The organism is Tateyamaria sp., assembly GCF_039945315.1.
In the GTDB taxonomy this organism is placed as follows: domain Bacteria; phylum Pseudomonadota; class Alphaproteobacteria; order Rhodobacterales; family Rhodobacteraceae; genus Tateyamaria.
The window spans coordinates 217,582-239,156 of the sequence record NZ_JBDUXB010000038.1; the positions used below are offsets into that span (position 1 = coordinate 217,582).

Annotated in this window: 30 protein-coding genes; 17 read left to right on the plus strand and 13 right to left on the minus strand. The window is 57.6% G+C overall.

Annotated elements, in window-relative coordinates; translation table 11 throughout:
* Window positions 1–34 precede the first annotated feature (34 nt).
* From def (ABJD00_RS12690) to ABJD00_RS12710, 5 genes are read left to right on the plus strand one after another with little or no spacing between them, the layout of a single operon-like run.
* Window positions 35–559, plus strand: coding sequence for a peptide deformylase (gene def, locus ABJD00_RS12690; RefSeq protein ID WP_413833590.1), 525 nt, complete (start codon window positions 35–37; stop codon window positions 557–559).
* A complete protein-coding gene (gene def / locus ABJD00_RS12695) occupies window positions 556–1,053 on the plus strand; it encodes a peptide deformylase (protein ID WP_413833593.1) in 498 nt (165 codons plus the stop codon). The genes def (ABJD00_RS12690) and def (ABJD00_RS12695) overlap by 4 nt, the downstream gene beginning before the upstream one ends.
* Window positions 1,053–1,553, plus strand: coding sequence for a peptide deformylase (gene def / locus ABJD00_RS12700; protein WP_413833596.1), 501 nt, complete (start codon window positions 1,053–1,055; stop codon window positions 1,551–1,553). The genes def (ABJD00_RS12695) and def (ABJD00_RS12700) overlap by 1 nt, the downstream gene beginning before the upstream one ends.
* Before the next feature lies 1 nt (window position 1,554).
* The gene (gene fmt, locus ABJD00_RS12705) at window positions 1,555–2,460 is read left to right on the plus strand and encodes a methionyl-tRNA formyltransferase (protein WP_413833599.1); all 906 of its coding nucleotides are present in this window, start codon (window positions 1,555–1,557) and stop codon (window positions 2,458–2,460) included.
* A gap of 13 nt (window positions 2,461–2,473) precedes the next feature.
* Entirely contained in the window at window positions 2,474–2,713 is a 240-nt protein-coding gene (locus ABJD00_RS12710) for a hypothetical protein (RefSeq protein ID WP_413833602.1), read from the plus strand.
* On the opposite strand, the gene ABJD00_RS12715 is transcribed toward ABJD00_RS12710, so the two are convergent.
* The 9 genes from ABJD00_RS12715 to ABJD00_RS12755 form a co-directional block, all read right to left on the minus strand.
* The gene (locus tag ABJD00_RS12715; RefSeq protein WP_413833605.1) at window positions 2,710–2,856 is read right to left on the minus strand and encodes a hypothetical protein; all 147 of its coding nucleotides are present in this window, start codon (window positions 2,854–2,856) and stop codon (window positions 2,710–2,712) included. The genes ABJD00_RS12710 and ABJD00_RS12715 overlap by 4 nt on opposite strands.
* Before the next feature lie 230 nt (window positions 2,857–3,086).
* The gene (gene rnhA / locus ABJD00_RS12720; protein WP_413833607.1) at window positions 3,087–3,542 is read right to left on the minus strand and encodes a ribonuclease HI; all 456 of its coding nucleotides are present in this window, start codon (window positions 3,540–3,542) and stop codon (window positions 3,087–3,089) included.
* On the minus strand, window positions 3,535–4,131 hold the full coding sequence (locus ABJD00_RS12725; protein ID WP_413833609.1) for a class I SAM-dependent methyltransferase: 597 nt from the start codon (window positions 4,129–4,131) through the stop codon (window positions 3,535–3,537). Before ABJD00_RS12725 ends, rnhA begins: the two co-directional genes overlap by 8 nt.
* 1 nt (window position 4,132) lies before the next feature.
* Window positions 4,133–4,582, minus strand: a complete 450-nt coding sequence (locus tag ABJD00_RS12730; protein ID WP_413833612.1) for a DUF3429 domain-containing protein — start codon at window positions 4,580–4,582, stop codon at window positions 4,133–4,135.
* Window positions 4,583–4,629: 47 nt separating this feature from the next.
* A complete protein-coding gene (locus tag ABJD00_RS12735) occupies window positions 4,630–5,433 on the minus strand; it encodes an N-acetyltransferase family protein (protein WP_413833614.1) in 804 nt (267 codons plus the stop codon).
* Entirely contained in the window at window positions 5,430–6,044 is a 615-nt protein-coding gene (locus tag ABJD00_RS12740; protein WP_413833616.1) for a LysE family translocator, read from the minus strand. The genes ABJD00_RS12735 and ABJD00_RS12740 overlap by 4 nt, the downstream gene beginning before the upstream one ends.
* A complete protein-coding gene (locus tag ABJD00_RS12745) occupies window positions 6,041–6,577 on the minus strand; it encodes a putative glycolipid-binding domain-containing protein (protein WP_413833618.1) in 537 nt (178 codons plus the stop codon). The genes ABJD00_RS12740 and ABJD00_RS12745 overlap by 4 nt, the downstream gene beginning before the upstream one ends.
* Complete coding sequence (gene ispH / locus ABJD00_RS12750; protein WP_413833620.1) at window positions 6,564–7,514, minus strand: 4-hydroxy-3-methylbut-2-enyl diphosphate reductase; 951 nt, start codon at window positions 7,512–7,514, stop codon at window positions 6,564–6,566. The genes ABJD00_RS12745 and ispH overlap by 14 nt, the downstream gene beginning before the upstream one ends.
* Before the next feature lie 87 nt (window positions 7,515–7,601).
* Window positions 7,602–8,174, minus strand: a complete 573-nt coding sequence (locus tag ABJD00_RS12755) for an NYN domain-containing protein (protein ID WP_413833622.1) — start codon at window positions 8,172–8,174, stop codon at window positions 7,602–7,604.
* A 109-nt stretch (window positions 8,175–8,283) separates the two neighbouring features.
* Between ABJD00_RS12755 and folK the strand changes: the two genes are divergently transcribed.
* The 12 genes from folK to recO all read left to right on the plus strand — a co-directional run bounded on the left by folK (window position 8,284) and on the right by recO (window position 17,733).
* Window positions 8,284–8,895, plus strand: coding sequence for a 2-amino-4-hydroxy-6-hydroxymethyldihydropteridine diphosphokinase (folK, locus tag ABJD00_RS12760; protein WP_413833625.1), 612 nt, complete (start codon window positions 8,284–8,286; stop codon window positions 8,893–8,895).
* 72 nt (window positions 8,896–8,967) lie between these two features.
* A complete protein-coding gene (rpoZ, locus tag ABJD00_RS12765) occupies window positions 8,968–9,321 on the plus strand; it encodes a DNA-directed RNA polymerase subunit omega (RefSeq protein WP_108836400.1) in 354 nt (117 codons plus the stop codon).
* Between the two features lie 23 nt (window positions 9,322–9,344).
* Window positions 9,345–11,495 (plus strand): RelA/SpoT family protein, encoded by a 2,151-nt coding sequence (locus tag ABJD00_RS12770; RefSeq protein WP_413833629.1) that lies wholly within the window; start codon window positions 9,345–9,347, stop codon window positions 11,493–11,495.
* 13 nt (window positions 11,496–11,508) lie between these two features.
* The gene (locus tag ABJD00_RS12775) at window positions 11,509–12,168 is read left to right on the plus strand and encodes a DUF2062 domain-containing protein (protein ID WP_413833632.1); all 660 of its coding nucleotides are present in this window, start codon (window positions 11,509–11,511) and stop codon (window positions 12,166–12,168) included.
* A gap of 98 nt (window positions 12,169–12,266) precedes the next feature.
* Window positions 12,267–13,031, plus strand: coding sequence for a pyridoxine 5'-phosphate synthase (locus ABJD00_RS12780; protein ID WP_413833634.1), 765 nt, complete (start codon window positions 12,267–12,269; stop codon window positions 13,029–13,031).
* A gap of 55 nt (window positions 13,032–13,086) precedes the next feature.
* On the plus strand, window positions 13,087–13,707 hold the full coding sequence (locus ABJD00_RS12785) for a LysE family translocator (protein ID WP_413833636.1): 621 nt from the start codon (window positions 13,087–13,089) through the stop codon (window positions 13,705–13,707).
* Complete coding sequence (gene acpS / locus ABJD00_RS12790; RefSeq protein WP_413833639.1) at window positions 13,704–14,117, plus strand: holo-ACP synthase; 414 nt, start codon at window positions 13,704–13,706, stop codon at window positions 14,115–14,117. Before ABJD00_RS12785 ends, acpS begins: the two co-directional genes overlap by 4 nt.
* A gap of 86 nt (window positions 14,118–14,203) precedes the next feature.
* Window positions 14,204–15,028, plus strand: a complete 825-nt coding sequence (lepB, locus tag ABJD00_RS12795; protein WP_413833642.1) for a signal peptidase I — start codon at window positions 14,204–14,206, stop codon at window positions 15,026–15,028.
* Window positions 15,025–15,711 (plus strand): ribonuclease III, encoded by a 687-nt coding sequence (gene rnc / locus ABJD00_RS12800; RefSeq protein WP_413833645.1) that lies wholly within the window; start codon window positions 15,025–15,027, stop codon window positions 15,709–15,711. The genes lepB and rnc overlap by 4 nt, the downstream gene beginning before the upstream one ends.
* A complete protein-coding gene (gene era, locus ABJD00_RS12805) occupies window positions 15,708–16,616 on the plus strand; it encodes a GTPase Era (protein ID WP_413833647.1) in 909 nt (302 codons plus the stop codon). Before rnc ends, era begins: the two co-directional genes overlap by 4 nt.
* A gap of 60 nt (window positions 16,617–16,676) precedes the next feature.
* Complete coding sequence (locus ABJD00_RS12810; RefSeq protein ID WP_413833649.1) at window positions 16,677–17,006, plus strand: DUF1491 family protein; 330 nt, start codon at window positions 16,677–16,679, stop codon at window positions 17,004–17,006.
* A 1-nt stretch (window position 17,007) separates the two neighbouring features.
* The gene (gene recO / locus ABJD00_RS12815; protein WP_413833711.1) at window positions 17,008–17,733 is read left to right on the plus strand and encodes a DNA repair protein RecO; all 726 of its coding nucleotides are present in this window, start codon (window positions 17,008–17,010) and stop codon (window positions 17,731–17,733) included.
* Here recO and ABJD00_RS12820 read toward each other — a convergent pair.
* The 4 genes from ABJD00_RS12820 to ABJD00_RS12835 all read right to left on the minus strand — a co-directional run bounded on the left by ABJD00_RS12820 (window position 17,717) and on the right by ABJD00_RS12835 (window position 21,241).
* On the minus strand, window positions 17,717–18,106 hold the full coding sequence (locus ABJD00_RS12820) for an META domain-containing protein (RefSeq protein ID WP_413833652.1): 390 nt from the start codon (window positions 18,104–18,106) through the stop codon (window positions 17,717–17,719). The genes recO and ABJD00_RS12820 overlap by 17 nt on opposite strands.
* Window positions 18,106–18,630, minus strand: a complete 525-nt coding sequence (locus tag ABJD00_RS12825) for a TetR/AcrR family transcriptional regulator (protein ID WP_413833654.1) — start codon at window positions 18,628–18,630, stop codon at window positions 18,106–18,108. The genes ABJD00_RS12820 and ABJD00_RS12825 overlap by 1 nt, the downstream gene beginning before the upstream one ends.
* Before the next feature lie 224 nt (window positions 18,631–18,854).
* A complete protein-coding gene (locus ABJD00_RS12830; protein WP_413833657.1) occupies window positions 18,855–19,451 on the minus strand; it encodes a LysE family translocator in 597 nt (198 codons plus the stop codon).
* Window positions 19,452–19,552: 101 nt separating this feature from the next.
* Window positions 19,553–21,241 (minus strand): acyl-CoA dehydrogenase family protein, encoded by a 1,689-nt coding sequence (locus ABJD00_RS12835; RefSeq protein WP_413833659.1) that lies wholly within the window; start codon window positions 21,239–21,241, stop codon window positions 19,553–19,555.
* Window positions 21,242–21,575: the final 334 nt, after the last annotated feature.

A 21,575-nucleotide genomic window follows, 5' to 3' on the forward strand; every position in this document is an offset into this window, starting at 1 on the left:
TGCGACCCGCATCGTCTTGTCCTACATCGGGTGCATGAAACGTCCCATTATCCTGCACCCCGACCCGCGTTTGAAAAAGGCGTCAGAGCCTGTGGCTGATCTGACGGATGAGTTGCGTGTTTTGGCCAAAGACATGCTCGAAACGATGTATGACGCACCGGGCATCGGTCTGGCAGCGCCGCAAGTGGGGTTGCTGACTCGCTTGATCGTACTGGATTGCGTCAAGGCAGAAGGCGACAAACCACGCCCGCTGATCATGTTCAATCCCGAGGTTATCGCTTCCTCTGAGGAGACGAACGTCTACGAAGAAGGTTGCCTGTCGATACCTGAACAGTTCGCCGATGTGACCCGCCCTGCGGAGGTCGAGGTGCGATGGATGGACGAGAACGGCGTGGAACATACCGAAGGTATGGACGGGTTGTGGGCCACATGCGTGCAGCACGAGATTGACCATCTTGAGGGCAAGTTGTTCATCGACTACCTCAAACCGCTCAAGCGCCAGATGATCACCCGCAAGATGGTAAAGTTCAAACGCGAAAAGGCCCGTGAAAAGGCATGACCGTACGCCCGATCCTGACATGGCCTGATGGCGGGTTAAGTGCGATGTGTACGCCCGTTGAGGCCATTACGGATGAGTTTCGTGTACTCGCCGCTGACATGCTTGAAACGATGTATGCTGCGCCGGGGCGGGGCCTCGCCGCCCCACAGATCGGTGTTCTGCAACGCCTGTTTGTGATGGATGCTACTTGGAAAGATGGTACAGCTACCCCTGTCATCTGCATCAACCCCGAAGTGATTTCGCGTGGCTCCGAAGAGACGACCAACGCGGAAGGTTGCCTGTCGATCCCTGGCGTAACCGCCGACGTGACGCGCCCCACAGAAGTGCGCATGGAATGGACCGATCTTTCGGGTCGCGTGCATGAAGAGGACTTGACCGGTTTTTCTGCACTCTGCGCTCAACATGAACTGGACCATCTGGATGGGATCGTAACGCTGGACCGCGTGGATGCCGAACAGCGCGCAGAAATTCTAGCTGCGTATGAGGCCGCCTGATGGCCATTCGCCCAATCCTGCGCTGGCCTGACAAGCGTCTTCGCATGCCGACCTCGGACGTAGAATCGATTACCGATGATATTCACAGCATCTGGGCCGATATGGTCGACACGATGGATGCTATGCCCGGGCAGGGTATCGGCCTTGGTGCACCACAGATCGGCGTTATGCAGCGCCTCGCTGTTGTGGACGTCACTCCGGTCCGGTCGCGCCGTATTCTGCTTGCCAACCCGCAAGTATTGTCGGCAAGCGAAGAACTGGAAGCTGGTATTGAGGCAAGCCCTTGTTTGCCGGGAGTGCATGCAGAAATTATGCGGCCCAAAGCCATCGCCGTTCGGTTTCTAAACGAGTCTGGCATGTTTGATCGGCGCGACTTTACCGGGCTTGAGGCGCGATCGGTCTTGCACCAGATCGACCATCTGGCGGGCCGAATGTATTTCGACAACCTAGGCCGGGTGAAGCGTGATATGCTGTTGCGCCGTGCGCGCAAGGTGAGCTGACATGCGTTTGATCTTTATGGGGACGCCGGATTTTTCTGTTCCGGCACTCGAAGCCCTGCACGGGGCGGGTCATGATATTGTCTGCGTCTATTCCCAACCGCCCCGACCCGCGGGCCGCGGGAAAAAGGATCGACCCAGCCCGGTTCAGGCGCGTGCAGAAGCACTGGGATTGCCTGTTCGCCATCCGGTGTCATTGCGCGCCCCCGACGCGCAGGCGGAATTTGCGGCTCTTGATGCCGAGATCGCAGTGGTTGTGGCCTACGGGTTGATCCTGCCGCAACCCATTCTGGATGCTCCGACGCATGGTTGCCTGAACATTCACGCCAGCCTTTTGCCGCGTTGGCGGGGGGCTGCCCCGATCCATCGCGCCATCATGGCTGGGGATGCCGAGACGGGCGTGTGCATCATGCAAATGGAAGCCGGACTGGATACTGGCCCGGTGCTGATGCGCGATGCCACACCGATTGAGGCAGGTGAAACGACAGCGATGTTGCATGATCGCCTGTCAGTGATTGGCGCGACGTTAATCGTGTCGGCGTTGGCGCGACTTCCTGACCTCACCCCTGAGGCACAGCCCGAAGCGGGCGTGACCTATGCCCACAAGATCGACAAGACAGAGGCGGCCATTGACTGGAGCCTTTCTGCAACTGAGGTCGACCGGCAAATTCGTGGGCTTTCGCCCTTTCCGGGGGCGTGGTTTGAACGGGATGGTGTGCGGATCAAGGTGCTTGGATCGGCGCTGGTCAGCGGCGAGGGCGCGCCGGGCATTGTGCTGGACGATGCGCTGAGTGTTGCTTGTGGAACGGGGGCGGTGCGTCTAACGCGCTTGCAACGGGCTGGCAAAGGCGCGCAGGATGCGGACGTGTTTCTGCGCGGCACACCGTTGCCGCCGGGCGCGCAGTTGTAACAAAGGATCGCCCATGTTTCCCACAATCATCGGCACTGTAGTCATTGCAGGTATCGTCGGTTATCTGGCGGAAAAGTCGGGTTTTACTCGTAACGGAATTCTGCAATCGATCATTATCTGCGTGGGCGGCGCATTCCTGTTTTACTTTGTTCGCCTGATGTTCGGCTTTGGCTTTGGCAGTCCGGGCCTGAATGCCATCGTGTCGTCCGTGGGCGCATTGATCATTGTCCCAACGCACTGGCGCAAACGCTAGAGCCAACCAGTTGTCTGCTCGAAGTCTTCGATGAGTATTGTGGGGGCGGCGGTGTCTGCCTGTATGGGAAGTTGCGCACCCAGCATGATGAGGCTGGCGACGGCCACGATCAGCAGTGGTGTTGTGTTTGCTTTGATGTTCATTTTGGTGACACTCCCTTGTTGACCCGAAATCTAAGAGCCCGGGTGGGAAGCGTTAGGGGAACATTTTTGGCTAATTGTCACATTTAGCCGCGCACGACGTTTGCGCCTCCGCCTTTTTTACAAAGGCGTTCTAAATCAAACTGTTGTGTGGTTCTCATCCGTGAGTAATGGCCTCGGTGCGTGGGGAATTGTCGACTATTTTCCCCACCATTGTCCCGATTTGTGCCGCCCTATTTCGGCTTGAACGGTGCCATCCCTGCGCGCGCTAATTCGTCCGCCCGCTCGTTTTCAGCGTGGCCAGCATGTCCCTTGACCCACTTCCATGTCACGCTGTGGCGCGCTTGCGCTTCATCCAGCCGCTGCCACAGATCGGCATTGGCCACAGGTTTTTTTGCGGCATTCTTCCACCCGTTACGCTTCCATCCGTGGATCCAGCTGGTGATCCCGTTTTTGACGTAGTTGCTGTCTGTGACTACGGTGATGGTGCTGGCCCGCTCCAGCGCTTCAAGCGCTGCGATGGCGGCCATCAGCTCCATCTTGTTGTTGGTGGTTTGCGCCTCGCCGCCTTTCAACTCACGCTCCTTGACGATCTGAGCGCCGTCCATGGCGCGCAGCAAGGCACCCCAGCCACCGGGGCCAGGATTCCCGGAACAGGCGCCGTCTGTGTAGGCAAACAGCTCAGGCACGATTGCGCGCCTGCAAGACGATGAAAGGCGCCAATTTACCGTCCAGTCCCTTTTCCTCGCCCGTGCGCGAGTATTCGACAGTGAAACCCGTTTGCCCCAGCAGGGCCAACAGCGCACTTTCTGTCATGTAGGAATAGAGCCGTCCGATCCCGTCTCGTTTTTCACCCACGCCGAGTTTGGTGCCGAAATGCAAAAGGCCACCGGGCCTGAGAGCGCGGGCGATAGAAGTGAATTGGTCAGGCCATGCGGTGAGGGGGGTGTGCAACATCGAAAAGTTGCACCAGATGCCGTCATAAGCGTCTGCTTCACGCAAATCAGAATAGGTTGCTTCGCGTGCTGTGACGCCCGTTCGCTTAGCAGCCATCGCAACCATTTCGGGCACTGGGTCCCAGGCTTCGGCCTCCATCCCGGCCGCCGCCATCGCGCCTGCGGCAAAGCCGGGTCCGCAACCAATGTCCAGAGTGCGCGCCCCTTGGGGCAGGGCAGAGATAAAGCGGAGCAGGCTGGGGCTAGCTTCCTCCCCGCTGGTGAGTTTGGCGTATTCGGCGGCTTTAGCCGCGTAGACGGACAAGGTTTCAGCGTCGCTCATATCAGATCACCGTCAATGTTAGGCAGGCCACAACGATGGCCGTCAAAAGGATACGCAGGGCCATCCACCACGGTGGTGTGAGGCCCCAGCGGGAAAAGGCGAAATCCAGCATTAAGACACCGAGAAAGCCAAAGATGAGGTTTGTACCAGCCCCCGTTGGCCCGCCGCCCGTCATGAAGAATGCCCAGAGTGCAGGCAGGACCGACAGGGTGTAGCCGGTCGCGGCCTGCGCACCGCTTGCTTTTGTCGCAAATCCCCAAAGCACGCCAGACATGAAGGACAAGATAACGGACCCATAGAACAACTGAACATAGGGACCAATGAAACGCGGGCCGAGGTATTGCAATCCAAGCGCCGCAAGGTCGTCGACCAGCACGGTCGCGGCACCCCAGACAAAGGGAAACAGACCGAGGAGGCCAAGGATCAGAGGTGCGCGGGGGATCTGTGTCATGCGCCGCAACATGACGCTGAGCTTCTGGGCTGACAAGGGTGAGTGACCTACTTTGTCATACGCCCGCCGGGCAGCAGGGATGTGTCCGCGATGCCAAGGATGCTGAACGCTGTATCGCTGAGCCCCAGACGCTTGCAAACAGCTTCCGACGGGGCGTTCCCCGGTTCGACGCCGGTGAAAAACCGGCTGAATCCGTGCTGTTCAGCCATTTCCTTGATGACACGTGCGCCAAGGATCAGCGACAGTCGTTTTCCGCGCCAATCCGGGTCCGTTGCCAGCATGCCCCACCAGCACTCAACGTTTGCATCCGGGTGTGCGCCGTTCAAAAATCCAACGGCCGCCGCACAGGACACAACACGCCCCTCTGGCGCTACGGCGAGCAAAGTCATGCCCGGCTTTACCTGTCCGGTCAGCGCGTCGAATGACGGGGGTAAGACACCACACCCGAGCGCCATTTCGCCGAAAGAGGCGCACACGTCCGGCTTTGTGTTCTTGCTCAGCCACTCAAGGGAAAGGTCGTCGGGCAGGGGCTGGTCTGCGACAATCCTGTCGGCGCTTTGGAGCGCGCTATCTTCTCCGACCCAGCGTGCATAATGCACGGGTGAAAAGCCTTGTGCCTTTGCCATTTGGAGAAGATCCGGCATGTCAGCATTGGGCACTTTTGCGTAGTTTGTGTTGCCCTGCAAACGCGCCAACGCGGCAAGCTCGTCAAAAGGACCATCGACCGGTGTCACTAGCCCAACTGTGCGTCCGTAGTAAGTATGGCGTGCGCTGTTTACCGTGATCTCGTACATGGATCTGCCCCGTTGCAACAAGGTGCGCTGCGCGTCCGTGCCAAAGTCTTCGCTCATGCCCGTTCCAGTGCAAGTCGACCGGCTAGTGCAGCAAAGATCGCGGCGAAACTACGCGACAGCCAGCGCATCACTGTTTCAGAACCCAGGATCCATTGACGGGCCGCAGCTGCAAAGATCCCATAAAGAACAAAGACGCCAAACGTCATGGCCATGAAGACAAGCCCCAGAAGTGTCATCTCTGCCGTTGCCGTGGATGGGGTGCCGGACAGGAAAGGGGGTAAGAGGGCAAGGAAAAAGATCGACAACTTGGGGTTCAGGATGTTGATCAGGGCCCCGCGTCGCGCGATCCGCCACCCAGCCTCCGCCTTTGTCTCTGACGATATGGCCAGCGTACCGCCTTCGCGCAGGCTGCCCCACGCGAGGTATAGCAGGTAAGCGACGCCAGCAAATTTCACGAGGTTGAACAGCAGTGCGGAGGTATGCAGGATCGCCGCAAGCCCAAGCGTTGCCGCAGCAAGATGCGGTACGATTCCGAACGTACAGCCCAAAGCAGCCCAAAGAGCCGCGCGCCGCTCCTGACCTAACCCGAGGGCGAGGGTGTAGATGACACCCGTGCCGGGCGCGATTACCACAACCAGTGCGGTCAATAGAAACTGGAGTGAGATCATCGGCCAAGATCCTTTCGGGTGCACAATTCGGGGTAGTCCGTCACGAACCCGTGCCGATCTACACTTAACAAGGCCGCGTATCCGCTTTCGGTGTTTTGATAGAGCCAGCCCTTATCTTGTCGGCTGTAGGACTGCTTGACCATACGTACTTCAAGATTGGGCAGGCTGATCATCATCACTAGAAACGTCCCCGCCGACTGTTCGGCCGCCATCAGGCGTTTGATCGGAAAGGTATTGGTCAGCGCGGCCCAACCCAGATCGAGATCGACGCAATCCGCGCTGCCCGGGATCAATTCGGCATCCGCGTTCATCCAGCCCGCCTTGGTTCGGTTCAGGGTTAGTGCCTGAGCATCCGAAGACACTTCGAGAGACCGGCAGAAGAATTCCTCATCGAGTTCTATCAGGTACCGCGTGTCACCGTGTCGACCGGACGCGGTCCAGCCTTTATCATTTGCCTGAATGTGCACGCGGTCGTAACTGCCATCATGCCATTCCCACACGATAGACAGGCGGCTTGTGTCACGCAGGCTCACGCAACACCCTTGGAACCTTGAATTCCACATTCTCGACGGCTGTTTCGACGACCTCAACTGTCATCTCGAAACGCGCCCCAAACGCATCAATGACTTCGTTGATCAGCACTTCGGGGGCAGAGGCGCCTGCGGTGATGCCAACGGACGTGATCCCCTCAAGGCTGCGCCAGTCTATGTCGCCGGCCCGTTGAACCAGTTGGGAATACTGGCACCCGGCGCGTGCGCCGACTTCGACAAGCCGTTTGGAGTTCGAAGAATTGGGCGCGCCCACCACCAGCATGGCATCGCATTTCGGTGCCATGGCCTTGACCGCTTCCTGACGGTTGGTGGTGGCGTAGCAGATGTCTTCCTTGTGGGGGCCCACGATGCCGGGAAACCGGTTTTGCAGGGCAGCGACGATATCTGCAGTGTCATCCACTGACAGAGTGGTCTGTGTGACAAAGGCAAGGCGGGATGGATCGCGGACCACGACTGTCGCTACATCCTCAACCGTCTCGACAAGCAGCACGTCACCATCTGGCAATTGCCCCATGGTGCCCACGGTCTCAGGGTGGCCTGCGTGGCCGATCATGATCATTTGAAGGCCCGCGTCCGCATGACGCTGTGCTTCGATGTGCACTTTGGAGACAAGCGGGCAGGTTGCATCGACATATACCATCTCGCGAGCTAGGGCAGCGGCTGGCACCGATTTCGGAACGCCATGTGCTGAGAAGATCACAGGCCGGTCATCGGGGCAGTCTGATAATTCTTCGACAAAAACCGCCCCTTTGTCGCGCAGACCATCAACAACGAATTTGTTGTGGACAATCTCGTGGCGCACATAGACGGGCGCTCCCCATTTCTCGAGCGCCATCTCGACAATCTTGATTGCGCGGTCGACGCCAGCGCAAAACCCGCGAGGGGCAGCAAGGTATAGGGTCAGCGGGGGATTTGGCATGCAGTGTCTCCGGGCGTATCGTGTACCCAGAGGTAAGGTGTTCGGCGGGCTGGGTCCAGCCCGCCGAAATCTTGTAAACAGCAGAAATCAGCCTTCGGCTGCTAACCGTTCAGTTGCTTCCACAGGAACTTCGCGCGGTGGTCGACCGATCACGCCTTTCAACTCATCGAGTTCGATGAAGTTGTCAGCCTGACGGCGCAAGTCGTCCGAAATCATCGGCGGTTGGCTACGGATGGTCGAAACCACCGAAACGCGTACGCCTTGACGTTGCAGGCTTTCCACCAGTGGACGGAAGTCACCGTCGCCAGAGAACAGCACGATGTGATCGACGCGTGGCGCCAATTCCATCGCATCAACCGCCAGCTCAATGTCCATGTTGCCTTTGACCTTACGGCGGCCCATGGAGTCTGTGTACTCTTTGGCTGGCTTCGTCACCATGGTGAAACCATTGTAGTTCAGCCAGTCCACCAGAGGGCGGATCGGTGAATACTCATCGTTTTCCAGCAACGCAGTGTAATAAAACGCCCGTAGCAATTTGCCGCGACGCATGAATTCCTGCCGAAGTAATTTGTAGTCTATATCGAACGCAAGCGCTTTGGCTGCAGCATACAGATTCGACCCATCGATGAACAGCGCGAGCCGTTCGTCCTTATAAAACATATAACGTCCTTCCGAAAATTCGGGTCACCGCTTACGATTTCCGTGAGTGTTGTGAGTGAGAGAGTAAATTCTCGTGCAAGCGGTTCGACAAAAATAGGTGATTTTGAACATGTCGCAAGACACTAGTCGGGGTAAAACGGGCGGAAAGTTGCTGCAAAACCGGTCACTTTCGCTTGTTGCCCTGGGGTCAAACGTCCAATCTGACGCAAGGTCACCCGCTGAAACGCTCAAATTGGCTGTTTCTGAGCTGGAAACAATGGGTGCAGTGATTCGCGCGAAAAGTCGCATTTTTGCGACACCGGCGGTGCCAATCGGCAACGGACCAGATTTTGCAAATGCCGCTGTCGCCATTGAAACACGGTGGTCTGCGCGGGAGACTATTGCCAATCTGCATGACATCGAAGCGCGCCTTGGTCGGCGCCGTGCCGAACGGTGGGGGGCGCGGATCATTGATCTGGATTTGCTGGCCATGGATGAGATGATCTCACCGGACGTCGCGACACTGCGCCACTGGATGGATCTTCCCTTTGATCAGCAGCAGCAAACGGCGCCGGGGCAGCTGATCCTGCCGCATCCGCGTATGCATCAACGTGGCTTTGTTTTGGTGCCTTTGGCGGAGATTGCGCCAGAGTGGCGGCACCCTATCTTGCGCCAGACCGTTGCGCAGATGCTTGAGGACCTGCCAGAGGCGGAGCGCGCATCGATAAAACCAGTGCAATAGCGGCTTGTCATTTCGCTGAATCGCCCCTAGATACACCTCTTCTGTCATTAATTGCTGATCTGGAGCACCTGTATGGCCCGCGTGACCGTTGAAGACTGCGTTGATAAAGTTCCCAACCGTTTCGAGCTGGTAATGCTGGCCGCCCATCGTGCGCGCGAGGTTTCTGCCGGTGCGCCCATCACCGTGGACCGCGATAACGACAAGAACCCGGTCGTGTCCTTGCGTGAAATCGCAGACGAAACCCAAAGTGCTGATGAGCTGCGTGAGCGCCTGATCGAGTCCAACCAGACTCAGATCGAGGTCGACGAGGCTGAAGAAGACGCCATGGCGCTTCTCATGGGCACCGAGGCCGACAAACCTGACGAAGACAGCATGTCCGAAGAGATGTTGTTGCGTCAGTTGATGGCAGCTCAAGGCCAAGGTTAACCCTTTGACACAGGTCGGACCGGATGATCTCTGCTGACGATCTGATCGCACTGGTCCGAAACTACAATCCAAAGACAAACGAGGCCCTGATCCGTGCCGCCTACAAGTTTGGCGGAGAGATGCACGAAGGGCAGATGCGCCATTCGGGTGAACCATATTTCACCCATCCTGTTGCTGTGGCTGCTATCCTGACGGAACAGCAACTGGATGATGCCACGATCATCACGGCGCTCTTGCACGACACGATCGAGGATACCAAGGCCAGCTATTCTATAGTTTCGGACATGTTTGGCGAAGAAATCGCCAAGCTCGTCGACGGGGTCACCAAGCTGACCAACCTGCAACTCAGCAGTGTCGAGACCAAGCAGGCCGAGAATTTTCGCAAGTTGTTCATGGCAATGTCCAAGGACATGCGCGTCATCCTCGTCAAACTGGCGGACCGTTTGCACAACATGCGCACAATCCGCTCGATGCGCGCTGAAAAGCAGGTGCAAAAGGCGCGCGAGACAATGGACATCTTTGCTCCGCTTGCAGGGCGCATGGGGATGCAGTGGATGCGTGAGGAGCTGGAGGATCTTGCGTTTAAGGTCCTCAACCCCGAGGCGCGGTCTTCGATCATCCGCCGGTTCATCACCATGCAGCGTGAAACTGGGGACGTAATCCAACGCATTACTGGCGATATGCGCCACGAATTGGAAAAGGCCCAGATCAGCGCTGAGGTGTTTGGCCGTGCCAAGAAACCCTATTCGATCTGGCGCAAGATGCAGGAAAAGGACCAGTCGTTCTCTCGCCTGTCAGACATCTATGGCTTCCGCGTGATCACAGGAACAGAAGAAGACTGTTACCGGACACTAGGTGCGATCCACCAACGCTGGCGCGCCGTGCCGGGCCGGTTCAAGGACTATATCAGCCAGCCAAAAACCAACGGCTACAGGTCGATTCACGCGACTGTGTCGGGGCGCGATGGAAAACGTGTCGAAGTGCAGATCAGAACCCATCAGATGCACGACGTTGCCGAAACAGGGGTGGCGGCGCATTGGTCCTATCGTGACGGTGTGCGCGGCCAGAACCCGTTTGCCGTGGATCCGGCCAAGTGGATTGCACAGCTGACAGAACAGTTTGACGGCGAGGATGACCACGAGGATTTCCTCGAGGCGGTCAAACTGGAAATGTACTCAGATCAGGTGTTTTGCTTTACCCCCAAAGGCGAGGTCGTGAAGCTGCCCCGTGGTGCGACACCCATAGACTTCGCCTATGCGATCCACACACGCATCGGCAATGCTTGCGTCGGGGCAAAGATCGACAACATGCGCGTGCCCTTGTGGACCCGGATCAAGAACGGCCAATCCGTCGACATCATCACAGCCGAGGGGCAGACCCCGCAGACGACGTGGTTGGACATCGCAACCACAGGCAAAGCCAAAGCGGCCATCAGGCGGTCCCTGCGTGAAGCGGACCGCGATCGGTTTATCACTCTGGGGCGGGAACTGGCCCGCTCGGCTTTTGCCCATGTGCGCAAAAAGGCGACGGACAAGGCACTGGAAGCAGCAGCAAAGCAGTTGCGCCTTGGCAGTTCGGACGAGGTGTTGGCACGACTCGGTTCTGCTGAGCTGACTGGCCGCGAGGTTGTTCAGGCGATCTATCCGGACTTGCAACCAAAACCGGGCAACGTCGTGGATGCGCGCCGGGCGGTCATCGGTCTATTACCGGGCCAGAAATTCCAGCGCGCCACGTGTTGCCAACCCCTGCCGGGCGAGCGAATTGTGGGCATCACTTTTCGTGGCGAAGGGGTGGTTGTGCACGCCATCGACTGCGTGCGGCTGGTCGAATATGACAACCAGCCTGACCGCTGGCTGGACCTGCATTGGCACGAAGGCAGCCATGCCGCCGTCTACGGCGCTACGTTGGATGTCACTATCGGCAACGACGCGGGGGTACTGGGACGAATTTGCACATTGATTGGCGAAAGCCATGCCAATATCTCGGACCTTGAATTTATGGATCGCAAACCTGACTTTTATCGTTTGCTGATCTATGTGGAACTGCGAGACGCCGAGCATCTGCACACATTGGTGGGAGCGCTTGCGGCAGAAAGTGATGTTGCGGCCATTGAGCGGTATCGTCAGTCTGCGCCGAATGCGGTGCAGGCGACGACAGCGCCTCGGACCGCTTGAGGAAGGCGAGACATTGGTGTTCAAGCGCCGCGACCCCAAGACATTCTTTCGCGCGCTCCAGGAGTTTATCTGGCCGCGCGGTGGATGGTCGCGTGCTTTTCAATATGTAAACCACCGGGTGCGCCGGCTGCCGGACACTCCGGAAAAGATAGCGCGCGGGATTTGGGCCGGCGTGTTTACCACATTTACCCCGTTTTATGGCCTGCATTTCTTTGTCGCGATGTTCTTCGCAACGATCATGCGCGGCAACATTATCGCCAGTCTGATGGCGACGTTCTTTGGCAACCCGTTGACGTATGTACCTATTGGCATCGTGTCTCTGCAGACCGGGCACTGGCTCCTTGGGTCTGAAATGAAGGAAGGCACCGAACGTTCGTTCGGAGGCAAGTTTGTCGATGCAGGCGGTGATCTGTGGCAAAACCTCAAACACGTTATTTTGGGTGAACCGCGCGACTGGACAGCATTGGCCCGCTTTTATGACGAGATATTCTTTCCCTACCTTGTTGGTGGAATAATCCCGGGGGTCATAGTTGCGACCGTTTGTTATTACCTGTCTGTCCCGGTGATCCGCGCCTATCAAAAGCGGCGCAAAGGGGCGATCAAAGCCAAGTTTGAAGCTCTCAAAGCCAAGGCAGCAGCAAAATCGATCGATCGCAAGAAGAAGGCCGACTAGAGGCACGCTTGTTTGTGCGAAATTATTCGTCGTCTCTGCATTTTCAGTTTCACACGAACGTTCTAAGTTGCCAGTGAGTGATCAGAGAGGAACCTGCGATGACCGATTATTCTGGTAAGCTGCGCCTTGGCGTGAACATCGACCACGTGGCCACTGTGCGCAATGCACGTGGTGGCGACACCCCTGATCCACTGCGTGCCGCGCGCATTGCCGAAACCGCAGGTGCCGACGGAATTACAGCACATTTACGAGAAGATCGCCGCCATATCTCGGATGCGGATATCGGGGGACTCATGGACGTGTTGAGCGTGCCCCTGAATTTTGAAATGGCCGCCACAGAAGAAATGCAAGCCATCGCCTTGCGTCACAAACCCCACGCCGTTTGCATCGTCCCGGAAAAGCGGGAAGAGCGTACGACCGAAGGTGGCCTGGAGGTCGCCCGTGATGAAAACCGCCTTGCCCATTATATCGCACCTTTGCGCGATGCAGGGTGCCGCGTGTCGATCTTTATTGCTGCGGACAAACGCCAGATAGAAGCAGCACACAGGATTGGCGCGCAAGTAATCGAATTGCACTCAGGCGCCTATTGCGATGCTCATCACGAAGGTCGCTTTGACGAACGTGACCGCGAGTTGGAGGCAATGCGTGAGATGAGCACCTTTGCACATGATCTCGGTCTTGAGGTCCATGTGGGCCACGGCCTGACATATGAGACGGTCAAGCCGGTTGCGGCTTTCCCCGAGGCCATGGAGTTGAATATTGGCCATTTTCTGATCGGTGAGGCTATTTTTCGCGGGCTGGATCCGGCCATTCGAGAGATGCGCCGTCTGATGGACGAGGCGCGCAGCGCAACCGCCGCATGAGGGCGCTGCTCGCTCTTTGCTTTGTTCCGGCACGCGCGCAAGATGGGTAATCATAGTGGGGCCTGAATTCATCGTTATTTGGATTGCCTGGCTTTTGGCCGGGGGTTCACCCGGGCCGGCAACGATGGGTATCGCAGGAACGGCGATGGCGTCCGGGCGCCGGTCGGGCTTGGCCTTCGCGCTCGGTATCCTTGCAGGCTCGGCCAGTTGGGGAATCGCGGCAGCGCTTGGCCTGACCGCGATTATGCTGACCCATGTTTGGGTTTTCGAAATCATCCGATACGCCGGGGCGGCCTATCTTGCGTGGGTCGCGCTCAAAGCGCTCAAAAGTGCACGGGCTGGTGGGAACGCCGGCGCAGGAACGCCCTTCAAGGGTAGTGCGCGCTCCCTGTTCCTGAAAGGTGCGGCGATCCACATTACCAATCCAAAGGCGATCCTCAGCTGGGGGTCAATTTATGCGATTGCACTGCCCGCTGATGCAGCACCCGTGATGGTGTTTCAGTGCTTTGGACTGCTTTACGCGGGTTCGATCCTGATCTTTATCGGTTATGCCTTTCTGTTTTCCAACGCGCGCATCGTGGCCGCCTATGCAACCATGCGCCGCTGGTTTGATCTGGCCTTTGCCGGGTTCTTTGGTTTTACCAGCATCAAAATACTGACGGCGCGCCTGCAATGATCCTGGGCATCGGAACAGATTTGGCCAACATCGAGCGGATCGAGAAGACACTCGAGCGATTTGGCGACCGGTTTCGCAACCGCGTGTTCACGGACATTGAACAGGCCAAGGCCGAACGGCGCGCCGATACCCCCGGAACTTATGCCAAACGCTGGGCCGCGAAAGAGGCATGCTCGAAAGCGCTGGGCACCGGCCTTCGCATGGGGATCGCGTGGAAAGATATGGCAGTGAGCAACCTGGGTACTGGGCAGCCCGTTATGCAAGTCACCGGTTGGGCGGCAAAGCGATTGGCGGAAATGACGCCCGCGGGGCATGAGGCGATCATTCACGTCACACTTACGGATGACCACCCGTGGGCGCAGGCCTTTGTGCTGATCGAGGCGCGCCCGATTGGTGAAGATCAGACCTAGACAGGCGCCACGGTGCGCGTCCGGCTTGACAGCGCAGGCAGGCACCCGCATGTACCCTTGAAATCAGACCCGAGCAGGAGCGCCAGATGGCAGCCAAGGAAAAAAAAGAAGGCGGTGTCGTCGATACGATCAAGACCATCGTCTATGCGCTGCTGATCGCAGGTGTGTTCCGCACCCTGTTTTTCCAGCCTTTCTGGATTCCGTCCGGGTCGATGAAAGAGACCCTGCTGATCGGGGATTTTTTGTTCGTGAACAAGATGGCTTACGGGTATTCTTATGCTTCCTGCCCCTCGATCCCGTTCATTGGGCTCGACGCAAAATCCATCTGCGGATTTTTGGATCGTGACAACACGCGGGTTTTGGCCGGTGAGCCTGAGCGCGGCGATGTGGTGGTGTTCCGTCATCCCATTTCCGGATCGGACTTTATCAAGCGTGTCATCGGTCTGCCCGGCGACACCATTCAGGTGAAAGACGGCGTCGTGATCCTCAACGGGGAACCGCTACCGCAAGAACCGGCGGGCACTTTCTCTGAAGTGTTCGAACCCCAAGGCCCTCAAGGTTTGACGCCACGCTGCGAAAGCGGTGCGGTTGGGCAGGGGGCGGCCTGTACCAAGTCGCGCTTTGTCGAGACACTCCCTGACGGGTCGTCTCATGTTGTTCTGAACGTCACCGTGCAAGGTTCTGACAACACCTCTGTGTTCCGGGTGCCTGAGGGCGAATACTTCTTTATGGGTGACAACCGCGACAACTCGTCTGACAGCCGCCTGGCCCAATTGGCCGGGGGCGTTGGGTTTGTGCCTTATGAAAACCTGATTGGCCGCGCGGATCGCATTGTGTTTTCGTCCGCAGGCCGCTCGATGCTGTTCTTCTGGACATGGCGCGGGGATCGGTTCTTTAAGGGGATCGAGTGAAGCTGGGCGCGGACCTTCAAGCCTTTGAGGGGCGCATAGGGCACAGCTTTGCCAAGCCTGATCTGCTGATCGAGGCGGTCACCCATGCTTCCATTTCCTCACCGACGCGCGGTGACAATCAGCGCTTGGAGTTTCTTGGGGATCGTGTGCTGGGTCTGGTGATGGCCGAGGCGTTGCTTGAGGCTGATAAGGGCGCGCCGGAAGGCACGTTGGCGCCGCGTTTCAACGCACTTGTGCGCAAAGAAACATGTGCTGATGTCGCCCGCGACATTGCCTTGGGTGATGTACTGAGGTTGGGCCGCTCCGAGATGATGTCCGGTGGGCGGCGCAAGCAGGCATTGTTGGGTGACGCGGTTGAGGCAGTGATCGCGGCGGTCTATCTTGACGCCGGCTTTGATACGGCTCGGGGTTTGATCCTGCGGCTCTGGGGCACGCGGATTACGCGCGTCGAAGAAGATGCCCGCGATGCAAAGACCGCCTTGCAGGAGTGGGCGCAGGCCCGGGGTCTTGCCCCGCCTACTTATGTTGAAACCGCGCGTACTGGTCCGGATCACGCGCCGGTTTTCACCATTGCTGCGCAACTTGACGGCGGACAAACGGCCACGGCCACGGCTGGGTCGAAACGCGATGCACAACAGGCTGCCGCCAAGGCCCTGTTGGCCCAATTGGAGCAAGACACATGAGCACCCGCGCCGGTTTCGTCGCCCTGATCGGAGAGCCCAACGCAGGCAAGTCCACTTTGCTTAACCGTATGGTTGGGGCCAAGGTCAGCATCGTCACCCACAAAGTTCAAACGACCCGTGCCCGTATTCGCGGTGTCGCGATGGAGGGCGAAAGCCAGATCGTATTCGTGGACACGCCCGGACTGTTTCAACCCCGCCGCCGTCTGGACCGCGCGATGGTCGCTGCGGCGTGGGGGGGGGCTGCAGATGCGGACGTCGTGGTGTTGATGATCGAGGCGCATCGGGGCTTGAGCGAAGGCGTCGGCCGCATCCTTGAAGGCTTGGCGGATGTTGGCAAAGGGCGCACGATCGCGCTGGCGATCAACAAGATAGATCGCGTCGAGGCGCCTGTTTTGCTGGGGCTGGCTGAGAAGCTGAACGCGGAATTCGATTTTGCTGAGACTTTCATGATCTCTGCAGAGAAGGGACACGGAGTGGACGTTCTGCGCCAATGGCTCGCAGGGCAAGTGCCTGAAGGACCGTGGCTTTACCCCGAAGACCAGATCGCAGATTTGCCCATGCGCATGATCGCGGCCGAGATTACTCGCGAAAAGCTGACCCTGCGTCTGCATCAGGAACTACCCTATCAACTGACCGTCGAGACGGAAAATTGGGAAGAACGCAAGGACGGTTCGGCCCGTGTGGATCAGATCGTCTATGTCAGTCGGGACGGCCACAAAGGTATCGTGCTGGGCAACAAAGGCGAGACAATCAAGAGCGTCAGCCAGTCCGCGCGGGCTGAATTGACTGAGTTTCTTGGCCGTAAAGTGCACCTGTTTTTGCAAGTCAAAGTACGTGAGAAGTGGCAGGAAGAGGCAGAGCGCTATTCCGAAATGGGGCTAAACTTCAAAGATGGAAATGCCTGAGATTTCCGCCCACCGGCCCTTCGGGGAGGATTTTTTGGAAACAGAGAAGTGGGGCAGGGTGTGGCGCGGCTGACCTCAAGGTTTTGGGTGGACGCCTATTTGGCACGCCTGCGGTTCGCAGACATACCTGCCTTTGTTGTGACGCATGGGGATGACACTGGCGGTGCGGTTTTGGTCAAGCTCAATACGCTCGATGGGAACGCGGTTTTGTACCAGCGGTCGTTTGATCTGATGACCGATACCCGAGTCTGGGCTGAACTGGCCTCTGGTTCGGAACCGGACGTTGATGAAGCTGTCGCGCGCCAGCGTGGCTTTGACCCAGATCTTTGGGTGATTGAGGTGGAAGACCGTGCTGGTCGCCATCTCCTTGATCAGGAAGGGCTGGCCTGAGATGGAATGGCGCGGCACGGCGATATTGCTGAGCGTGCGCCGCCACGGAGAAACCAGCGCGATTATTGACGTATTCAGTGAGGAAAAGGGACGTCATGCCGGGGTCGTCCGCGGTGGTGCCAGTCGCAAGGTTGCGCCAATCCTTCAACCTGGCGCGCAGTTGGATGTCGCCTGGCGGGCTCGGCTCGAAGATCACATCGGATCCTTTGTGGTCGAGCCGGTACGCAGCCGCGCTGCTCTTGTGATGGGGGACCGACTGGCGTTGTCGGGGCTGAATGCTGTCACCAGTATTCTGTGTTTTTGTTTGCCTGAACGCGAGGCGCATGGACCACTCTATCGCCGAACCGAGCAACTTTTGGACCTGCTGGGGCAGAACGACGTGTGGCCACTGGCCTATCTGCAGTGGGAAGTAGCCTTGTTGGAAGAAATGGGTTTTGGCCTTGATCTGAGCGCGTGTGCTGTGACCGGTGCAACTGAAGATTTGGCCTATGTCTCGCCCAAAACGGGGCGGGCCGTGTCGCGTACGGGCGCTGGAACGTGGGTTGACCGTTTGTTGGCTTTGCCTGATGTGCTGCGGGGCGTTGGCGATGCGCCAGATATAGAAGTGGCGCAAGCGCTAGAAACGACGGGGTATTTTCTTAACAATCACCTTGCGCCGGATTTGGGCAACAAGCCTTTGCCAGACGCGCGGGCGCGATTTGTGGATGCGTTCACTCGGACGGTTTGAACACCATCTCGCCGCCTTCGTCATTGGCCATTACCATTTGTCCGTCAGCGATGACGACCCGGGTCATTGCGCTGAGGCTGGTAAGAAACGTATTTTCGGCCTCAAGGTTCGGGCATGCCATTTTGGTTGCCGCAATCGGGCCTGTTTCAAACCAAGGATAGGGCAGTGAGTTGGTGAAGGTGAAGCGGTTGCAAGGCGCTTGGCCTGACACTTGCCCGTCCTCGCCGAACTCAAGCGTTGCCCTCTCCGCAAAGGGAGCACCACCGATTTTCACCAAAATCCATGTCGCATCCGCTCCGCCGTAGGCGGCAACGGTTTCGTCCGACTGACAGGCGGGGATCAGACCAAGCAAGGCCACCGCGACAAGGCGCATCACTTGAGCGCCATCACCAGATCAACGAGGGCCGCAAAGGCGACCAGTGCATCGCCATCATCGCTTTTCATTTGTTTCAGACCCACAAGCGCGCCGTAAGCAGCCTTGGCAAAGTCGTCGTTGGTGACACCGATGGTCTTCATCAGGCCAATCAGTTGTTCGAGGCGCGCGTCATCGACTGTAGCAATGGTCTTGGCCACGGATTTGTCGGACTGCGCCCAAGCACGCAGCGCCGGACCTGCTTTGTCACCCTGAACGCTTTGGCCGAACCGAATCATCTTGTCGGTGTCGGATCCGCCCATGCTGGCGTCTTCGGCCAGTTGGGCCATGGCGCGGTCTTTCCATTCGGCCAGCAATGCGGCCTGAAAGGCAGGTACGTCTTTGAAGTGCCAGTAAAACGATCCCTTGGACGTTTTAAGGTGACGCGATAGCGGTTCTGCTCTTAGGGCCATTGGCCCGATGGCAGTCAGTTGCGTCAGACCGGCTTCGATCCATGCGGCGGGGGAGAGAGGAGTTTTAGCCATACTTCCGCGATACGTCCAAGTATGCTGCAGTGCAACACAAAGCCGCGCGGCGTTCTCATTTGGGCGTTTGTCCGCACATTTGAGACGCGCGTTCGCCTATGTTGAGGGCGAAAACTGTTCCAGATGAGAGCGGTTTTCTTGTTTACACGCCGCCTTGACAGTGGGCAGCGTATGTTGGTCTCATGAATGAGTAAAAGTGTTGGCTTATCCGGTTTTGCAGCCTGTCAGGTGGTCAGTTCTGACCAGATCGCCAATCCGACAACCAACAGCATTGACGCGGCCATCGCGAAGTTGATCAGTTTTTGGCGCGCGGGTGCGAGGTCTAGCGCCTTCAGCCGGACGCCAAACCAGACCCAGATCACGTGGATTGGCACCCAGATTGCGTTCACGATCAGCAGTTTCCATATTGCCTCGGCAACCAATGCGTCAGGCATAATAGCAAATCCTGAAAACAACGCGGTGTTCACGGCGTAAGCTTTGGGATTGATCGGTTGCAATAGGATCCCCGCAAGTACGCCGGGTTCCTTTTGTGCAGGTGCAAAGGCAAGCTTTGATCCTGCCAGTGCGATCCGCATGGCCAGATACAGCAGGTATGCGGTGGACAGCGCGAACAACACAGTGCGGACAACTGGGTTGGCCAGTACCAGTGCTGCTAGACCTGATACGACAGCCAGAATGACCAGATTGTTTCCGATGAACAGGCCAAGCACATATCGCAGACCTGACCGCATTCCATAGGCTGCGCCAACACCTGCGGCGGACAGCACTCCGGGACCCGGTGTGATGATCAGAAAAAAGACTGCAGCGGCAAAAGTTAGCATGACCGCACTGTGGAGGTTTTGTCGCGCACGTCAATCAAGCGGTACGTTGGAACCTCAATCGAGTCTCGGTGGCATTTTCCAATATCGGAAAATGGCTGTGCCTAACCCAGTAGCCTGCGGGCGATGACCTGCGCCTGAATTTCAGCAGCACCTTCAAAGATATTCAGAATTCGGGCGTCACACAGCACGCGGGAAATCTTGTACTCCAGCGCAAAGCCGTTACCGCCATGGATTTGCAGCCCGTTGTCCGCGGCAGCCCATGCAACTCGAGCGCCAAGCAACTTGGCCATGCCAGCTTCTACATCACAGCGCCGCCCTTCGTCCTTCTCGAAGGCCGAGAAATAGGTCAGTTGCCGAGCCACCATGATCTCGACTGCCATCATTGCCAGCTTGTTGGCCACACGGGGGAAGTTGACTAAGGATTTGCTAAATTGCTTGCGGTCCTGAGCGTATTGCATCGAGATATCGAGCGCGGATTGCGCAACGCCTATTGCACGGGCCGCTGTCTGGATGCGGGCGGATTCGAACGTCTCCATCAACTGTTTGAAGCCCTTGCCTGTTTCACCGCCCAACAGGTTTTCGCTTTTGACTTTAAACCCGTCAAAGGCAAGTTCGTATTCCTTCATGCCGCGATAGCCCAGAACTTCGATCTCGCCGCCTGTCATGCCTTCGGTGGGAAAGGGGTTTGCATCGTCGCCGGGGGTCTTTTCGGCCAGGAACATAGACAGGCCTTTGTAATCTGTCGTGTCGGGATCGGTGCGCGCCAGCAGAGTCATCACCTGCGTGCGGGTCGCGTGGGTAATCCAGGTCTTGTTGCCAGTGATTGTGTAGTCGCCGTTGTCATCCTTGACCGCGCGCGTGCGCAACGCGCCGAGGTCAGAGCCTGTGTTTGGTTCAGTAAATACCGCCGTTGGCAACGTTTCGGCACTGGCCAAACGCGGCAGCCACTTAGCTTTTTGTTCCTCTGTGCCACCTGCGATGATCAATTCGGCCGCGATTTCGGATCGGGTGCCGAGCGATCCGACACCTATGTAACCGCGTGATAACTCTTCGCTGACCACACACATCGAAGCCTTTGACAGACCAAATCCGCCGTATTCTTCGGGTATGGTCAGTCCAAATACTCCCATTTCGGCAAGTTCTTCGATCACTTCCATCGGGATCAGTTCGTCTTTGAGGTGCCAGTCATGGGCGAAAGGTTCGACCTTTTCGACTGCGTAGCGGCGGAACTGGTCGCGAATCATCTCAAGTTCTTCGTCCAGTCCGGTTGCACCGACAGTGATTTCGGCGCTGCGTTCCTGCATGAGATCGACAAGGCGCAAACGTGCAGCTTGCGTGTTGCCACCTTGGGTCAGGGTCATGACAGCGGGTTCCATCATGGCACGCATATCGTCCTGGGACAGACCCATGTCCTGTGGGCGCAGCATCTCGCCCTGGTTCATTTGCAGGCCGCCATAGATCTGCCAAAGGTATTCACCGAAGGTGATTTGGAGAATCAGCGCCTCCACCTCGCCAAACTTTGACTGTGATTCGAGTGTTGATGCCCAGTTGTGCATCTGGCGCAGCGCCTGCGCGTAGGTGGCAAGCCACGCCAAACCATGGGCGGCTGTTTGGTTTTCTTCGACAAGGTGTGAAGACACACGACCATCGGTGCTTAACTCTTCTCGCAATTTGGTGCGCGCAAGTTCGGTAATTGCCTCAACCGGAGAAATGGCCGCGCCTGTCAGCGCCAGCAGATCGTCCAGCAAAACGGGGGTTGTGGTGCTCATATCCTGTCCATCATGTGCCATGGCGCGGCTCCTCGATCTGGGTTTCTGCCGTCCTAACTATTTTGCAAGTGCAGCGCAACTTAAATTCATTTGGACGCGTCCAATTGTTCTATTATTGCGCAGCCATTTCTTTTGCCGCTGCTAGATAAAACTCTATATGCGGCGGCCGGGTACGTTTTGCCATCGCGATGATGATGATTTTGCGGGCTTTCACCCTCCAATAATCCGAAATCGACACTTGATGGACTGATTCCCCCGTCACTGGTGGCGAATAGAATCCAGGCATTTGGACAGAGAATCGGGCTCGCAATGACTTCGGCACAGTGATTCTGGGGGGATCAATGGATGCAGCAAT

Coding starts and splice junctions, on each gene's coding strand:
- era (WP_413833647.1), top strand. CDS start 15,708: ATGAGCACCCGCGCCGGTTTCGTCGCCCTGATCGGAGAGCCCAACGCA.
- ABJD00_RS12755 (WP_413833622.1), bottom strand. CDS start 8,174: ATGTTTTATAAGGACGAACGGCTCGCGCTGTTCATCGATGGGTCGAAT.
- ispH (WP_413833620.1), bottom strand. CDS start 7,514: ATGCCAAATCCCCCGCTGACCCTATACCTTGCTGCCCCTCGCGGGTTT.
- ABJD00_RS12830 (WP_413833657.1), bottom strand. CDS start 19,451: ATGCTAACTTTTGCCGCTGCAGTCTTTTTTCTGATCATCACACCGGGT.
- folK (WP_413833625.1), top strand. CDS start 8,284: ATGTCGCAAGACACTAGTCGGGGTAAAACGGGCGGAAAGTTGCTGCAA.
- rpoZ (WP_108836400.1), top strand. CDS start 8,968: ATGGCCCGCGTGACCGTTGAAGACTGCGTTGATAAAGTTCCCAACCGT.
- def (WP_413833590.1), top strand. CDS start 35: ATGAAACGTCCCATTATCCTGCACCCCGACCCGCGTTTGAAAAAGGCG.
- ABJD00_RS12710 (WP_413833602.1), top strand. CDS start 2,474: ATGTTTCCCACAATCATCGGCACTGTAGTCATTGCAGGTATCGTCGGT.
- ABJD00_RS12730 (WP_413833612.1), bottom strand. CDS start 4,582: ATGACACAGATCCCCCGCGCACCTCTGATCCTTGGCCTCCTCGGTCTG.
- ABJD00_RS12820 (WP_413833652.1), bottom strand. CDS start 18,106: ATGCGCCTTGTCGCGGTGGCCTTGCTTGGTCTGATCCCCGCCTGTCAG.
- def (WP_413833596.1), top strand. CDS start 1,053: ATGGCCATTCGCCCAATCCTGCGCTGGCCTGACAAGCGTCTTCGCATG.
- ABJD00_RS12770 (WP_413833629.1), top strand. CDS start 9,345: ATGATCTCTGCTGACGATCTGATCGCACTGGTCCGAAACTACAATCCA.
- ABJD00_RS12835 (WP_413833659.1), bottom strand. CDS start 21,241: ATGGCACATGATGGACAGGATATGAGCACCACAACCCCCGTTTTGCTG.
- ABJD00_RS12825 (WP_413833654.1), bottom strand. CDS start 18,630: ATGGCTAAAACTCCTCTCTCCCCCGCCGCATGGATCGAAGCCGGTCTG.
- fmt (WP_413833599.1), top strand. CDS start 1,555: ATGCGTTTGATCTTTATGGGGACGCCGGATTTTTCTGTTCCGGCACTC.
- lepB (WP_413833642.1), top strand. CDS start 14,204: ATGGCAGCCAAGGAAAAAAAAGAAGGCGGTGTCGTCGATACGATCAAG.
- ABJD00_RS12715 (WP_413833605.1), bottom strand. CDS start 2,856: ATGAACATCAAAGCAAACACAACACCACTGCTGATCGTGGCCGTCGCC.
- ABJD00_RS12725 (WP_413833609.1), bottom strand. CDS start 4,131: ATGAGCGACGCTGAAACCTTGTCCGTCTACGCGGCTAAAGCCGCCGAA.
- acpS (WP_413833639.1), top strand. CDS start 13,704: ATGATCCTGGGCATCGGAACAGATTTGGCCAACATCGAGCGGATCGAG.
- ABJD00_RS12735 (WP_413833614.1), bottom strand. CDS start 5,433: ATGAGCGAAGACTTTGGCACGGACGCGCAGCGCACCTTGTTGCAACGG.
- ABJD00_RS12740 (WP_413833616.1), bottom strand. CDS start 6,044: ATGATCTCACTCCAGTTTCTATTGACCGCACTGGTTGTGGTAATCGCG.
- ABJD00_RS12780 (WP_413833634.1), top strand. CDS start 12,267: ATGACCGATTATTCTGGTAAGCTGCGCCTTGGCGTGAACATCGACCAC.
- def (WP_413833593.1), top strand. CDS start 556: ATGACCGTACGCCCGATCCTGACATGGCCTGATGGCGGGTTAAGTGCG.
- recO (WP_413833711.1), top strand. CDS start 17,008: ATGGAATGGCGCGGCACGGCGATATTGCTGAGCGTGCGCCGCCACGGA.